Origin of the sequence: Microbacterium sp. SA39 (genome assembly GCF_000967865.1) — a bacterium.
Taxonomy (GTDB): Bacteria; Actinomycetota; Actinomycetes; order Actinomycetales; family Microbacteriaceae; genus Microbacterium.
Genome location: NZ_JXRU01000035.1, coordinates 12,581 through 28,131, shown reverse-complemented (window position 1 = coordinate 28,131; position 15,551 = coordinate 12,581). Strand labels below are relative to the sequence as shown.

The window sequence follows — 15,551 nt, the reverse complement described above, 5'->3', positions numbered from 1 at the left end:
CGGCCCTCCCTCCCAGACTTCTCAAAAAGAATTCCGACACAGGAGAATCAGTGCTCGAGTCAAACACTTTCGATGAGCTTCGCATCGGCCTCGCCACCGCGGACCACATCCGCGCGTGGTCGTACGGTGAGGTCAAGAAGCCCGAAACCATCAACTACCGCACCCTGAAGCCCGAGAAGGACGGTCTCTTCGGAGAGCAGATCTTCGGGCCGTCCCGCGACTGGGAGTGCGCGTGCGGCAAGTACAAGCGCGTCCGCTTCAAGGGCATCGTCTGCGAGCGCTGCGGCGTGGAGGTCACCAAGAGCTCCGTCCGTCGTGAGCGCATGGGCCACATCGAGCTCGCCGCTCCGGTCACCCACATCTGGTACTTCAAGGGTGTTCCGTCGCGTCTCGGCTACCTGCTCGACATGGCGCCGAAGGACCTCGAGAAGGTCATCTACTTCGCCGCCTACATGGTCATCTCGGTCGACGAGGATGCTCGTCACCGCGACCTGGGCACGCAGGAGAACAACATCCGTCTCGAGCTGAAGACGCTCGGTGACCGTCGCGACGCGAAGATCGCCGAGCGCCTGGGTCGTCTCGAGGAGGAGCTCGCTGCTCTCGAGGCCGAGGGTGCCAAGGCCGACGCCAAGAAGAAGGTCAAGGACGCCGCCGAGAAGGAGATGACTCTCACCCGCAAGGGTGCCGACGAACAGATCGCCAAGCTCGAGCGCGTGTGGGAAGACTTCCGCACGCTCGAGGTCGGCGCGCTCCGCCCCGAGGACGACGTCTTCCACGAGCTGCAGGACCGCTTCGGTCAGTACTTCGAGGCCTACATGGGCGCCGAGTCGATCCAGCGTCGCCTCGCGGCGTTCGACCTCGCGGGCGAAGCCGAGAACCTGCGTCTGCAGATCTCCGAGGGCAAGGGTCAGCGCAAGATCCGCGCGATCAAGCGCCTGAAGGTCGTCAGCTCGTTCCTCGAGACCGGTATGAGCCCGGCCGCGATGGTTCTGGATGTCGTCCCGGTGATCCCGCCGGAGCTGCGCCCGATGGTGCAGCTCGACGGTGGCCGCTTCGCGACCTCCGACCTGAACGACCTCTACCGTCGTGTGATCAACCGCAACAACCGTCTTCGTCGTCTGATCGACCTCGGTGCCCCCGAGATCATCGTCAACAACGAGAAGCGGATGCTGCAGGAGGCCGTCGACGCACTGTTCGACAACGGCCGCCGCGGTCGTCCCGTCACCGGTACCGGCAACCGCGCCCTGAAGTCCCTCAGCGACATGCTGAAGGGCAAGCAGGGTCGCTTCCGTCAGAACCTGCTCGGCAAGCGTGTCGACTACTCGGGCCGTTCGGTCATCATCGTCGGCCCGCAGCTGAAGCTGCACCAGTGCGGTCTGCCCAAGCAGATGGCTCTGGAGCTCTTCAAGCCGTTCGTCATCAAGCGCCTGATCGACCTCGGTCACTCGCAGAACATCAAGGCGGCCAAGCGTGCCGTCGAGCGCACCCGTCCCGAGGTCTGGGACGTGCTCGAGGAGATCATCCGTGAGCGTCCGGTTCTGCTGAACCGTGCGCCCACGCTGCACCGTCTCGGCATCCAGGCGTTCGAGCCGCAGCTCGTCGAGGGCAAGGCCATCCAGCTGCACCCGCTCGTCTGCGCGGCGTTCAACGCCGACTTCGACGGTGACCAGATGGCCGTGCACCTGCCGCTGTCGGTCGAGGCTCAGGCCGAGGCCCGCGTGCTGATGCTCGCGTCGAACAACATCCTGAAGCCGTCCGACGGCCGCCCGGTCACCCTGCCTTCGCAGGACATGATCATCGGTCTGCACCACTTGACCACGGTCAAGGAGGGCGCAGCCGGTGAGGGTCGTGCGTTCGGTTCGGTGGGCGAGGCGATCCTGGCCAAGGACGAGGGCACCCTCGACCTGCAGGCCAAGGTCCGCATCCGCATCCCGGGTCTGACGTTCCTCGAGGGCGACGCCCCCGAGGGCTACGAGCGTCACGGACTGGTCGACGCTTCGCTGGGTCAGGCGATCTTCAACGACACGCTGCCGAAGGGCTACCCGTTCGTCCGCGAGCAGGCTGACAAGAACAAGCTGTCGCAGATCGTCAACAAGCTGGCCGAGGAGTACCCCAAGGTCGAGACCGCGGCGTCGCTGGACCGCATCAAGGACGCCGGTTTCTACTGGGCCACGCGCTCCGGTGTGACCGTCGCCCTGAGCGACATCCTCACCCCGCCGAACAAGGCGGAGATCGTCGCCGGCTACGAGAAGCAGGCCGCGAAGGTCCAGTCGCAGTACGAGAAGGGTCTGACGACCGACACCGAGCGTCGTCAGGAACTCATCAAGATCTGGACCGAGGCGACCGACGAGGTTCAGACCGCGATGCGGGCGAACTTCCCGGAGGACAACACCATCAACCGCATGGTGTCGTCGGGTGCTCGTGGTAACTGGCTGCAGATCCGGAACATCGCCGGTATGCGTGGTCTGGTGAACAACCCCAAGGGTGAGATCATCCCGCGTCCGATCATCTCCTCGTACCGCGAGGGTCTGTCGGTGGCGGAGTACTTCATCGCGACGCACGGTACCCGTAAGGGTCTGGCCGACACCGCTCTGCGTACCGCCGACTCGGGTTACCTGACCCGTCGTCTGGTGGATGTCTCGCAGGACGTCATCATCCGCGAAGAGGACTGCGGCACGTCGAAGGGCCTCGAGCTCCCGATCGCCGCTCCGAACTCGCAGGGCGAGCTGATGCGCGACGCGAACGTCGAGAACTCGGTGTTCGCTCGTACCCTGGCATCCGACGTCGTGAGCGAGTCGGGCGAGATCCTCGCCTCGGCCCACGATGACGTCGGAGACGTGCTCATCGACAAGCTGGTCGGGCTCGGTGTCGAGAGCATCAAGGTGCGCTCGGTCCTCACCTGCGACTCCGCCGTCGGTGTCTGCGCGCAGTGCTACGGCCGCTCGCTCGCGACCGGCAAGACCGTCGACATCGGCGAGGCCGTCGGCATCATCGCGGCCCAGTCGATCGGCGAGCCCGGTACCCAGCTGACGATGCGTACCTTCCACACCGGTGGTTCGGCATCCGCGGATGACATCACGCAGGGTCTTCCCCGTGTGCAGGAGCTCTTCGAGGCTCGTACCCCCAAGGGTGCGTCCCCGATCGCCGAGGCCGATGGTCGCATCACGATCGACGAGACCGACAAGGGCAAGAAGGTCATCCTGACGCCCGACAACGGCGACGAGGCAGTCATCTACCCGGTGCTGCGTCGTGCGACGCTGCTCGTCGAAGACGGACAGCACGTCACGGTCGGTCAGCCGATCCTGGTCGGAACGCTCGACCCCAAGGAGATCATGCGCGTCATGGGTGCTCGCGAGGTGCAGCGTTACCTCGTCGGCGGCGTCCAGGGCGTGTACCGCTCGCAGGGTGTGCCGATCCACGACAAGCACATCGAGGTCATCGTCCGTCAGATGCTCCGCAAGGTCACCGTCGTCGATCACGCCGACACGACCCTGCTCCCGGGTGAGATGGTCGACCTCAAGCGCTACCAGGCGATCAACCGCGAGGCTGTCGCCGAGGGCAAGCGTCCGGCTTCCGGTCGTTCGGAGCTGATGGGTATCACGAAGGCGTCGCTCGCGACCGAGTCGTGGTTGTCGGCTGCGTCGTTCCAGGAGACGACCCGCGTGCTCACCGAGGCTGCCATGCAGGGCAAGCGCGACCCGCTGGTCGGTCTCAAGGAGAACGTCATCATCGGTAAGCTCATCCCCGCCGGAACGGGACTGTCGAAGTACCGTGACGTCACGGTCGAGGCGACCGAGGAAGCCAAGAGCGAGCGCTACCCGAACCGGATCTTCGCATCCGACGGTGCGTACGCGGACGGCGACTTCGGCTACGTCGACTTCGACGCTTTCTCGACGGACGACATCACGCCCGGTACTTACAATTGACGAGCGAAGCCCGTCAAGATTGAGCGAGTCCGCGCGAAGCGCGAACGAGTCGAAACACTGAAGTACTGAGTGACTGAGAAGGCCCCGGGGTTCACCCCGGGGCCTTCTTCGTGCGCTCGCGAGGGTGCCCGGCGGGGCGGGGCGGAAATCGTGCCGTGGTACGACACCGGCGGTACCGGCGGCGGATGGAAGAGAGCGCTGCGCACGGTTTGCTGGAGAGATCGTTGCTCGACGGGGGCCTTCCGGCCGTGAGTCCGCAACGTCCGTCTCCGGTCGCATCGAACGAAACTCTTCACACTCATGACATTCCTCACGCGCGCCAGCCTCGCGAACCGTGCCATCGTCTGCCTGATCACCCTGGCGGTCGCCGCTTTCGGCCTCATCGCGATGTCGTCCCTCCGCCAGGAGCTGATGCCGTCGATCACGCAGCCGGGCGCATACATCTCGGTGGACTCCACCGGTCTCTCGCCCGATCAGATGGTGGACCTCGCGACCGAGCCGGTCGAGGACGCCCTGAACGGCGTGAGTGGACTCACGTCGATCACCTCCACGACGACCACCGGCAGCGCCCAGGTCGCCGTCACCTGGCCGTTCGAGCTCGACGCGGATGAGACTCTCCGTGCGATCAAGGCCGCTGTCGACGGTGTGAAGTCCGCGCTGCCGAAAGACGCCGGAGTGGCCGTGCAGTCCGGTTCCGCCGCCGATATCCCGGCGATGGTCCTGAGCGCGGGTTCGTCATCCGACGCGAAGGTCTTCGCCGAGTCGCTCGAGCAGAACGTCCTGCCCAAGGTCCGCGCGGTGCCCGGCGTCCGGGCGGCCACGCTGCAGGGGCAGGAGTCGCAGCGCATCGAGATATCCCTGCGCACCGCGGATGTCGATCGCCTCAAGGTCGATCCCGCAGCGGTGCTCTCGACTCTGCAGGCCAACGCCGAGGTAGTCTCCGCCGGTCAGATCGGCAGCGACCAGGGCGAGGTCGCGGTCAACGTCGGCCCCGGAATCGAGAGCGTCGACGCGATCGGGGCGCTTCCGGTGCAGATCGAAGATGGCGTGGTGCTGATCAAGGACTTCGCGGACGTGACGCTGAAGTCCGAGCCCGCCGGGTCCATCTCGCGCGTGAACGGCAAGGCGGCGCTCACGATCCAGGTCATGGCCGCCATCGGTGCCAATGCCGTGGACATCTCTCACGGCGTCACGGCGATCCTCGATGAGTCCGCCGCCTCCTTGGATGCTGAGTTCGTGCCGGTGTTCGACCAGGCACCGTTCATCGAGCAGTCCATCGAGGATCTCTCGACCGAGGGCGGTCTCGGTCTCCTTTTCGCGGTCATCATCATCTTCGCGTTCCTGCGCTCGTGGCGCTCGACGGTGATCGCGGCCGTCTCGATCCCGCTATCGCTGCTGATCACGATGATCGCTCTGCTATGGACGGACAACACGCTCAACATCTTCACGCTCGCCGCGCTCACGATCGCGATCGGACGTGTCGTGGACGACTCGATCGTCGTGATCGAGAACATCAACAGACACGCGGAGCGACGCGTGCCGACGGTGGAGGACATCGTCGCCTCGGTCAAGCAGGTGGCCGGGGCGATCATCGCCTCGACGGCCACGACGATCGCCGTGTTCCTGCCGATCGCCTTCGTCTCGGGTGTCACCGGTCAGCTGTTCCGGCCGTTCTCGATCACGGTGACGATCGCGCTCGCAGCTTCGCTGGTGGTGGCTCTGACGGTGGTGCCGGTGCTTGCGTACCTGTTCCAGTCGCCGGGGGCGCGTCGCCGCGCGGCTGCCCAGGCTGCCCTCGCGGGGGAGACGTCCGCATCGTCCGACGATCGCCACTCGGACGCTCGTGAGTTCGCACGGGCCGAGATGGCAGCGCCGGAGGACCGGCTGCAGCGCGGCTCCATGTCCTTCCTCGGTGCGACGCATCGCCGCCCGGTGATCACGCTCTCCGCGTCGGTCGTCGTGCTGCTCGCGACCTTCGTGCTCGCGACCCAGATCCCGACGGACTTCCTCGGCGAGTCCGGCCAGCAGAGCATCACGGTGGAACAGAAGCCGCAGGCGTCGGGCAGCGTCGAGGAGCGCCTCGCCGCGGCTGAGCCGGTCGAGCGAGCGCTCAAGAAGGTAGAGGGCGTCGAGAGCGTGCTGTCGACGATCCCCGGGGCGGCCGTGCGCGCCGGGGAGAAGAAGGTCAACACCTTCGAGGTCGCCCTCGAGGAGAAGGCGAAGGCGGCCGAGGTGCAGCCTCGGATCGAGCGCGCCCTCGCGGAACTCGGCGAGCCGAAGACCTTCGACGTGGTGACAGCGAGCGCGAGCGGCGCGGATGCCGGCATCGAACTCCGCGTGCTCGGCAACGACCCGAAGGCGCTCGCCGGGGCGAGCGAGGCCCTGGTCGCGGTCCTGAAGAAGGAGTCGAGCGTCCAGAAGGTCTCGAGCGACATCAGCGGTGAGCAGCCGGTCGTCCAGGTCGTCGTCGATCCGCTGAAGGCGGCGGCGCTCGGATTCGACCAACAGCAGATCGCCACGGCCATCACCGCCGCACTGAACGGCACTCCCGCCGGCAGCGTCGTGCTCGACGGCCAGGAGCGTGATCTCGTCGTGCGGACGGCCGACGTCAGCGGAGGTGCCGAGGCGGTGGCGGCGACGGTGCTGCCGGTCACCCCGAAGCAGACGGCCGCCGCGCAGAAGGCGGCGATGGATCAGCTGGAGGCCGAGCAGAAGCAGAAGTCGGAGGAGCAGAGAGCCGAGGCCGAGCGGGAGGTCGACAAGCAGATCGCGGACACGGCGTCGCAGCGCTCCGACCTCCGCCGACAGCTCGGAGGGCTGCGGGCTCAGTTCGGGGAACTGCAGGCCTCCGCCCCCGTGGTGCCGGAGCCTCAGTCGCCCGAGCAGCAGGCCGCGATCGACGCCGAGACCGAGCGGCAGGAGCAGATCGCCTCGATGGCGTCGGCGATCGAGCAGACCGAGGCGGGCATCGAGGCGGCCGATGCGCAGCTCACGCAGCTTCGCGAGGGACAGTCGGAGTCCGCCGCTCAGCAGGCCGAGGCGGATCGCATGGCCGAGGCGCAGCGGGCGGCGGGCGAGGTGCGCGGCACGGCGGTCCGGGTCGCAGACGTCGCGACCGTGACCGAGGAGATGACCGCACCGTCGATCTCGCGGGTCGGCGGAGAGCGCGTCGCGACGATCACGGTCACTCCGAAGGACGGCAGACTCGATGCGGCCTCACAGGCGCTGGACGCGGCGACGGCCGAGGTCGAGCTTCCCGATGGCGTGCGATACGAGGTCGGCGGTGTCGCGGCGGAGCAGGACGAGGCCTTCGGGCAGCTCGGCTTGGCGATGCTCGCCGCGATCGCGCTGGTGCTGCTCGTCATGGTGATGACGTTCCGCAACCTGCGTCAGCCGACCATCCTCCTGATCGCGGTGCCGTTCGCGGCGACCGGTGCGATCCTCGGGCTGCTGCTCACAGGCACGCCGCTCGGGCTGCCCGCGCTGATCGGGTTGCTGATGCTGATCGGCATCGTGGTGACGAATGCGATCGTGCTGCTGGATCTCGTGAACAAGCTGCGGGAGGGCGGTGCGGATCTCGATGCCGCGGTGTACCACGGAACGCGACTACGTCTGCGGCCCATTCTCATGACGGCGACGGCCACGATCTTCGCGCTCCTCCCCATGGCATTCGGGATCACCGGCGGGGGCGTGTTCATCTCCCGGCCGCTCGCGATCGTGGTGATCGGCGGTCTGATCAGCTCGACACTGCTGACCCTGATCCTCGTCCCGATCCTGTACCTCCTCCTCGAGCGCTCGCGCGAACGCCGGATGGCCAAGCGCGCGGAACGCCGTGCGCGGCGCGAGAACGCGCTTCTCGAGAACAAGGAGTCGGGAGACGACGATGTGCAGATCTTCGGCGGCGATGACGACCGCGAACCGGCGCGCGAGCCGGAGCAGCGCTGACCGGCAAGCGTCTAGCCGAAGAGGTTCTCGACGATCGACGACGTGTAGCCGGAGGGGGCCAGGTTCGAGTACCGGGTGTCGATCAGGATGTCGTCTTGCCAGAACAGGGTGCGTCCGTCGGTCACCGGATACTGCGTGTTGGGCCAGGTCTTCTCGCAGCGGGTGCCGCCGTCGGGCGTGAAGCACGAGAAGCCTTCGGTCTCGGCGAGAGCGTTGAGCATGTCGAGGGCGGGGCCGCGGTTCATGACGGAGATGGTCGTGGTGAGACTCGTGGTGTCCGCTTGCGGGTCTGCCCAGATGCACGTGAGTGTGCCGTCGGTGCCCACACCGGAGGGACCGAAGGCGGCATCGTTGAGCGGGAGTCCTTCGAGCTGAGCGAGCACGTCTTCGGAGAGGATCGCGCGGCAGTCCGTGGGCAGCGCGACGCCCTTCGACGTCGGGCTGGGGGAGGGGGAAGGCGTCGACGTCTCGTCCGGGGTAGCGGATGCTCCGTCGGAGGGACTCGATGAGTCGCCGGCTTCGCTCGGCCCATCGGATGCCGGTCCGCACGCGGTCAGGACCGCCACCAGCAAGAGGGCGGCGGCGCCTGCGGAGAATCGTGCCTTCATGGCCACACCGTAGCGTGGTTGCCGCGGCGGCGACAGCATTCGTGCGGCACGCTCACGCGCGTCGCGATAAGGTCGGCGGATGAGCAACGAAGGTCTACCCACGGGGTCCGCCGGCACCGCGTCCGCCGTCGTGATCGGCGACGCGCTGATCGATGAGATCCGTGACGAGTCGGGCGTGCGCGAACTGGTCGGCGGCGCCGCGTTGAACGTCGCGGTCGGGCTTCGGCGGCTGGGCGTCGCGACGACGCTCGTCGCGATGGTCGGCGACGACGAGGCAGGCGGACATATCCGCGAGTACCTCACGGACCACGGGGTGCGGCTCATCGCGAGTGCGGCTCCGCACGGCTCGTCACGTGCGGTCGTGCAACGGGCGGCGAACGGTGAGCCCGAGTACGTCTTCAATGAGGCGGCGCAGCGGCGCAGCATCCGCTATTCGGACGAGGCCCGATCGGCGATCGCGGACGCGGGTCTTGTCGCGATCAGCTGCTTCCCCTTCGACGTTCTCGCCGAGGTCGACGCCTTGGCCGAGGCGACCGCGGGCGCGCGCCTGGCGATCGATCCCAACCCGCGCACCGGCATGCTGAGCGACCGCGACGAGTTCGTCCGCGGCTTCGAGCGTGTGGCCGCGGAGGCCGACATCGTGAAGGTCGGCGCCGACGACGCAGCGATCCTGTACGACGGCGACCTCGACGCGCTGCGCGCACGGCTCCGCAGCCTCGGCGTACGGGCTGTGCTCGCCACGGCCGGCGCCGACGGTGCGATCCTCGAGACGGATGCCGGCACCACGGCCGCGCCGATCTCGCAGCTTCCCGGGCGCATCGTCGACACCGTGGGGGCGGGGGACGCGACCCTCTCGGCGGTCGCTGCCGGCCTCGTCTCGGGAACCCCCGCATCGCTCGACGACTGGCAGGCGCTGCTCACCCGCGCGATGGACATCGCGGCCGCGACGTGCCGCGCGGAGGGTGGTCTGCTGCGCACTCCGGAGTCGCTCGCCGAGACCGAGCGAGGCGTCTTCGGCAGCTGACGAGCCGATTTCATGTGCCCGGCTCCGGCGGGTATGATTATCTCTCGTGCCCCCGGTTGGCTGTCCAAGTCGGACGGGTGCGCTCTGGCGAGTTACCCAAGCGGCCAAAGGGATCTGACTGTAAATCAGACTGCATCGCATTCGGGGGTTCGAATCCCTCACTCGCCACGATCCGCACCATGACGCGGATGTTAGGCCCTCACCGATCGGACTACCGGTTGGCGGAGGGCTTTTCTAATGCCCTGCGGGCACAGTTGCGGGCACAGCAGTGCGCGCAGAGGGCGGCAGGAGGGCCAAACCGCCCTCAACCGCGGTGCGGGCACGGTCGCCTACGAGGTGCGCGTACAGGTCGCGCGTGATCTGCGCTGTCGAGTGCCCCATGATCTTCGACACCACGCCCATGTCCTCCCCAGCGGAGAGCATGAGTGACGCGAACAGGTGCCGGAGATCGTGGAACCGCTGCGCCCGCAGGCCAGCCTGAGTCACCAGCGACTCGAACACCCGAGACGGATACTCAGGTCGCAGGTCCGAACCATCGGACATCGTGAACACTCGATCCTCGGTCGGCCCCAGCCCCACCGACGTGGCCAGCTCGCGGTAAGCGGCCTGAGCAAGCTGCCACGCGAGGAGTGACCCCACCGCGCGATCCGTGAGCGGTACGACGCGCCCCTGGCCAGCCTCGGTCTTGATGGTTTGCTCGTGAACTGCCTTACCGACGCGCACGAGCTGGGAACGAACCACGAGATGCGGGGATGCGCCATCGAGTCGAACGTCACGCCAGCGCAGGCCGACCAGCTCCCCGCGCCGCATGCCGGTCATCACTGCCAGCTCGAACAACGCGCCGAGGCGATGCTGTGCGGCGACATCCAGGAACACCCCGGCGTCGTCTGGCTCCCACGGTTCCACGCGGCGCGTGGTGGCCTTAGGGAGGCGCACTGATGCCGCGGGGTTCGTCTCGATCAGATCGAGCTGCACGGCGGTGGCCAGCGCGCTTCGCAGAGTGGCGTGTGCTCTGTGGATAGCCACCGTCCCGCGGCCGTCTGTCGTCATGCGGTCCACCCACTGGGCGACGTGCGCGCGACGGATGCCGTCTAGCTTCATCGGTCCCAGTTCGGGAAGCACGTAGTCATCCGCATAGCGCTGGTACTCCCGCAGCGTGGTGGCCTTGAGGTCCCCGCTGCGCTCAGCTCGCGCGAGCCAGGTGCCCATGTGCTCGGTTAGCGTCGGCACCTCGAATCGCAGAGCACCACGCTTGTACTTGCGCACGACCTCATCGCGGGCATCCTCGGCCTCCTTGCGGGTGCCGTAGCCGGTGCGCTTCAACGTTCGCCGCTTGCCAGTTGCGGGGTCCGTGCCCGCACTGACGCGGAACTCCCAGACGCCGTGGCGTGAGCTGCTGAGCTTGGGACAACGTGAGCCGAGGGCCGTGCCCAGTTCATCACGGCAATAGCATCGCCGTCCTATCCCGTCACGAGCCATCGTCCTCACCGCCTCTCGTCGTGATCGTGTGTTCTTTCATCGCGTGCTCCTTTCGGTTGGTTTCCAGGCTTACTATTCGTGGTCGGCGGTGCGTGCGGGCGTGCTGCCCTGAGAGTGGCGCAATGCCTGGACCCGCAGTTGCATCGCTTGAATGTGCAGCTCATCCAAGCTCTCGGTCAGGGCGTCGGCTCGACTCACGGCGTCCGCGGCGAGCTGTGCGAGGCGGTCCACGCCCTCCGTCTCATGAGGGATGGGCTGCACCGCGTCCCTGGCTACGACCGTGCCCCCCATCACCTCGTTGCCTCGGCCGCGTTTGCCGCCAATCACGACCGCCTCGATATCCTCCGGGATCAGCAGCAGCGCGCCAGGGAGCACCCCTAGCTCCACCGCGAGCGCCACGATTTCCGCTGCCGTGAACTCGCGCCGTCCGTTCTCGGCTGCCGACATCGTGGCCGACGACCATGCCGCTACCCCGAGGCGGTCGGCCACTCGCGCGCCTAGTTCGACCTGAGATAGACCATCCCGAGCAGAGCGGACGTGGCGGACGTTTCGACCGACCACTTCCTGAATCAGTGTTGCACTCATCTCACCTCCAGCAATATGTATGTAGACCCAGCTTGACACAGGTGCATCACCCATGCCACCATTGATCTCGCCGCAAGATGCCAGTGCAGGGACGGGAGCCCTACTGGTGAGACGCCGGGCGCGCTCGTGGCTTCGTTGATTAATTTCCGAAGCTGAGAGGACTCCCGCATGGGCACCACAGATGCCACGCCTGCGGCCAAGCGCCCGCTGGCGCTCTCCGACATCGCAGGGCGAACCACTATCAGCGTGGAGGATGCGGGCCGCGTATTCGGCCTCTCCCGCCCCGCTGCCTACGCCGCCGTTCACCGCGGTGAGATCCCCGTGCGACGGTTTGGCCGCCGCATGGTTGTGCCAGTGCCCGCGTTGATGGCGCTACTGGAAGCGGGTGACTAGTGAGCGCCGTGGCCAAGGTGCCCCAGCTCACGCTCTCCGTCGAGGAGACATCCGTGCTCTTAGGGTCCGGACTGCGCCAGACCTATGAGGCGGTGCGCCGAGGCGAGCTGCCAGCCGTGAAGCTTGGCGGTCGCTGGTACGTAAAGCGCGCGGAATTGCTGCGCATGTTCGGGCTGGAAGAGGCCTGATGTGCCCGCGCTGCGCCCGCAGACACCGAGAAGCGCGAGATTCAGCGGGTATGCAGCGGCATGTCTGACTCCGAATCAGACACCACCCCACTGTTACGCACACATCACCACCACCACCTTTAGATGAGAAAGACCAGCCCGTGCGTAGACACAAGACCGATGGCACAGCGAAGCCGAGGTTGCACCGCGGTGCGCTCGCTGAGTTTCGAGAGGCGCAGCGCCGCGTCCAAGCATCACGCGACGCCGCCCGAGAACGCCCGAACGTGACCCCCGGGGAGGGAGAGCGATGACTGACGCACGCATTCCCGAGCGCTACCTGATGGACCGACGAATTGCTCGACTGAACGATGCCGCGTTTCGCTCCTGGGTCGTCGCCACGCTCTGGGCCGTCGCAAATCGGACGGACGGGATGATCGAACGCGATGACCTGCCGCTGGTCCCGCAGCTTAACCCGGCGAGCGTGGACGCGCTGATCGACTCAGGGCTATGGACTGCCAACGAGGATGTTGGCGCATCACGGACTACGCCGAGACGCAGACGAGCCGATCCGAGCTGGAGGCTCTGGAGAACGTCCGGCGTCGCGAGCGGGAGAAGAAAAGGGCGCAGCGGTCACGCGCTGACGCTGACGCCCTGTCCCCGGGACCGTCCGCGGAGACAGTCTCGCCCGTGTCCCGGGGAACTGCACAGGACAGGCAGGACAGGCAGGTACTAGGGGTTAGCTCAAGTTCTCAAAATGGTGGGGGAGGAGCGCCCCCGCCCTCAACATGCAGCCGACACCCCAACGGGACCGATGACCCGTGCCACCCTTGCGGCCGTGCTCGTCGCGCTCGCGAGGAATGGGACGCCGCCCAAGCTCTGAGGCCCAAACCCCAGCGCTCTCACGTCCACAGGTGGCTAGAAGATGGCACCTGCGCGGGAGGCGACTCGTGCATCGAACGGTACGGGGACGGTGCAGCATGAGCCGCCGCTGCGCTGAGCACGTCGGGGAGCCGTTCCCGGCACGCTGCGACACCTGTGACGCCCTCGGCGCTCTCAGGCCGGCAGTCGGCTACTTCCCGGGTACCGAGTGCATCCATCACCCCGGATACCCGCTGCCCTGCGACCGCTGCATCCGAGACGCCGAGGAGGCGGTGCCATGACCATCGACGGCCAAGCCGACAGTGAGGCGAACGCTCTGGACGCCGCCCTGAGCGACATCCTTTGGCGCGCCCAGCTCGACCCCGCGGGCACGCCGTGCATCGTGCCGTGCCCGCTGCTGAACCTCGGTCGAAGCTTTGTATTCCCTGGCTCGCTCTGGCCGGATGCGCGCGCCCGTGTCGGGGTGAACCCGGCTGAGGAACTGGACGTGCCCGGCCCGCTGCTGATGCTGACCCAACAAGACACCGACCACCCGGGAGCGGAGCCTCCCGTCCAAGACCACCGCGACAAGCGTTCGCGGAACCATGGCCAGCAGGCCACCGACCCTATGGAGGAACCATGACCACCACCCCCGCTGCGGCCTACCAGGCCGCCAGAGTCGCCCTGCGCGACGCCCCCGCGTTCACCGACCCGGACCTGTCCGCCCAGGGCACCGTCCGACGCCGCGCCGAGATGATCCGCGCCGCTAAGGCGCAGCTCATCGGAGCGATGCCCACCCTGCCGGAGGGTGTCGCTACTCGTGCCGAGGTCTTGGCCGCACGCACTCCCACCACCGCGGACGCCGTGGTCGTGCAGGGCCGCGAGCGCGAGAAGGTGACCGAGCTACGCAACGCTGGCCTCACGTTCGCTCAGATCGCCGGGGAAGCCAGCGAGGTCCGAGTGGCTGCGCTCATCGACGCCGTGGAGGGCATCGCGGCCGCGGAGCCGGAGCAGGCGAGCGAGCTGGAGGAGCTGCTGTTCTCCCGCCTCGTCGGCCTTGGAGCTGCCGACGCCATTGAGGCGCACACCGCCGAGCAAGAGACGGTGGTGGGCACCGCCTGGCGCGACGCCCTCGCTTCGACCATCGAGAACCGCGATCCCGACCTGCGGACGCGCACGCAGCTCCACAGTGCAGACCGCCCGAGATACGACATCGCCCTGGCCAACGACGTGGCTGTGGACTGGGCCGCGGTCGCTCGCATCGAGGCGGCACATCCGGCTGAGTAGTCGGCTCCTGAACGAGCGCCCGAGCTGGGATGGGAGTCCTTCGGCTCGGGCGTTCTGCTGACACGGCACACGCCGTGATCCGCCTGCCGCCAGGACTGCGCCCGCCGAAGCCGATTCAGGCGGGCGCACCTGACCGCGTCAGAGCTTGGCGACGAGGTCGTTGATGGCGTTGACGCAGTTGATGCGGTAGTCCTCGTTCACCTGAATGCGCTGACCCTCAACCTCCAGCCGTCCCGAGCGGAGCGCGTAGAACGGGCAGCCCCGTGCGAACGCGACGACACCCGTGGTCTGGAAGTCGCGGATGTTGACCATCCCGTCAGCGGCTGCCGAGAAGGTGAAGATATCCGGGTTCGTGGCCAGCAGGGCATCCACATCTCGGTCGATTGATCGAAGGACACCCGCGTAGGCGGACGAAGGGCCCATGTACTGCGTCAGCCGGTTCTTCACGATCAGGTGCACCTTCGGGAGTTCGCGCCCGGCTTCTCGAAGGCGCGTCGCGAAGGCGTATCGCTGATAGATGTCAGAGGGAAGCTTGAGTCCGTAGATGAGAGAGAACGCGTTCTGGATGGCGCGTCGCGACGAATCGTCGGCCATGACCGGCAGGATCAGACGGCTAGCAGTGGACAGTGCGATCTGCGTGTAGATCGAGAAGCTCGGGTTCGCATCGATGAACACCATGTCGTAGTCGTCCTGGACCTGACTGAGGAAATCTGCGAGCCAGTCGATGACGGCGACCCACGCATTGGTACCCGGGATCTGGGTGTTCGCGAGGGTCGAAATCGCGTTGCTCTGCAGCTCCAGAAGCGGGTCGCCTGCGAGTAGCGAGACGTTCGCCGGGATCGCGTTGTTGTAAGCGGACGGCTTCGTGATGAAGTCTTGCGCGGTGAAGGAAGGGACTGCATATGGTGAGGGCAGACGGAGCTGGAAGTACCCGCCCACAGTCGCCCGAATCAGTCCGCCCTGAATTTCGAGGAGCTTGCCGCTGCCGTCGTTGACGAGTCCACCCAGGAGCATTTCCGAGAGGTTCGCCTGTGGGCAGACATCGATCACGAGGACGCGCTGTTCAGGGTTGGCGTGAGCGTAGGTTGCGATGCTCTGGAAGCTAAGGCTGGTCTTGCCCGTGCCGCCCTTGTTGTTCCAGAATCCGTAGATTTCCATTTCTGATCCAATCCGCGTACTCCTTGTACGCTAGTCATGTATTCATTGTACACCATGTACGTACGATGTGTACGTTCGTCACGTCTGCTATGTACCGTCGCGTCCGGGGCGTCCGCGCTTC

General features: G+C 66.8%; 11 protein-coding genes and 1 tRNA gene. 8 read left to right on the top strand and 4 right to left on the bottom strand.

Annotated features, from left to right (window positions below):
- Nucleotides 1-50: 50 nt before the first annotated feature.
- Both rpoC and RS85_RS19035 read left to right on the top strand, forming a co-directional pair.
- On the top strand, nt 51-3,926 hold the full coding sequence (gene rpoC / locus RS85_RS11280) for a DNA-directed RNA polymerase subunit beta' (protein WP_046013553.1): 3,876 nt from the start codon (nt 51-53) through the stop codon (nt 3,924-3,926).
- Between the two features lie 300 nt (nt 3,927-4,226).
- Entirely contained in the window at nt 4,227-7,871 is a 3,645-nt protein-coding gene (locus RS85_RS19035; RefSeq protein WP_082087593.1) for an efflux RND transporter permease subunit, read from the top strand.
- Nucleotides 7,872-7,882: 11 nt separating this feature from the next.
- On the opposite strand, the gene RS85_RS11270 is transcribed toward RS85_RS19035, so the two are convergent.
- The gene (locus RS85_RS11270; RefSeq protein WP_046013733.1) at nt 7,883-8,479 is read right to left on the bottom strand and encodes a hypothetical protein; all 597 of its coding nucleotides are present in this window, start codon (nt 8,477-8,479) and stop codon (nt 7,883-7,885) included.
- Between the two features lie 79 nt (nt 8,480-8,558).
- Between RS85_RS11270 and RS85_RS11265 the strand changes: the two genes are divergently transcribed.
- Together RS85_RS11265 and RS85_RS11260 are read left to right on the top strand one after the other, a co-directional pair.
- Nucleotides 8,559-9,503, top strand: coding sequence for a PfkB family carbohydrate kinase (locus RS85_RS11265; RefSeq protein ID WP_046013552.1), 945 nt, complete (start codon nt 8,559-8,561; stop codon nt 9,501-9,503).
- A gap of 86 nt (nt 9,504-9,589) precedes the next feature.
- Nucleotides 9,590-9,671 (top strand) — tRNA-Tyr (locus RS85_RS11260).
- 66 nt (nt 9,672-9,737) lie between these two features.
- Here the strand turns inward: RS85_RS11260 and RS85_RS11255 are convergent.
- Both RS85_RS11255 and RS85_RS11250 read right to left on the bottom strand, forming a co-directional pair.
- Nucleotides 9,738-10,982, bottom strand: a complete 1,245-nt coding sequence (locus RS85_RS11255; RefSeq protein WP_152642409.1) for a site-specific integrase — start codon at nt 10,980-10,982, stop codon at nt 9,738-9,740.
- Nucleotides 10,983-11,054: 72 nt separating this feature from the next.
- Entirely contained in the window at nt 11,055-11,567 is a 513-nt protein-coding gene (locus tag RS85_RS11250) for a helix-turn-helix domain-containing protein (protein ID WP_235282415.1), read from the bottom strand.
- Nucleotides 11,568-11,735: 168 nt separating this feature from the next.
- Between RS85_RS11250 and RS85_RS20240 the strand changes: the two genes are divergently transcribed.
- The 4 genes from RS85_RS20240 (at nt 11,736) to RS85_RS19030 (ending at nt 14,272) form a co-directional block, all read left to right on the top strand.
- Nucleotides 11,736-11,960, top strand: a complete 225-nt coding sequence (locus RS85_RS20240) for a helix-turn-helix domain-containing protein (RefSeq protein ID WP_046013549.1) — start codon at nt 11,736-11,738, stop codon at nt 11,958-11,960.
- 8 nt (nt 11,961-11,968) lie between these two features.
- The gene (locus RS85_RS11240) at nt 11,969-12,148 is read left to right on the top strand and encodes a helix-turn-helix domain-containing protein (RefSeq protein WP_160298625.1); all 180 of its coding nucleotides are present in this window, start codon (nt 11,969-11,971) and stop codon (nt 12,146-12,148) included.
- 1,135 nt (nt 12,149-13,283) lie between these two features.
- A complete protein-coding gene (locus tag RS85_RS11235) occupies nt 13,284-13,628 on the top strand; it encodes a hypothetical protein (RefSeq protein WP_046013547.1) in 345 nt (114 codons plus the stop codon).
- On the top strand, nt 13,625-14,272 hold the full coding sequence (locus tag RS85_RS19030; RefSeq protein ID WP_052703543.1) for a hypothetical protein: 648 nt from the start codon (nt 13,625-13,627) through the stop codon (nt 14,270-14,272). Before RS85_RS11235 ends, RS85_RS19030 begins: the two co-directional genes overlap by 4 nt.
- Before the next feature lie 138 nt (nt 14,273-14,410).
- Here the strand turns inward: RS85_RS19030 and RS85_RS11225 are convergent, their stop codons facing one another.
- A complete protein-coding gene (locus tag RS85_RS11225; RefSeq protein ID WP_046013546.1) occupies nt 14,411-15,430 on the bottom strand; it encodes a ParA family protein in 1,020 nt (339 codons plus the stop codon).
- Nucleotides 15,431-15,551 lie beyond the last annotated feature (121 nt).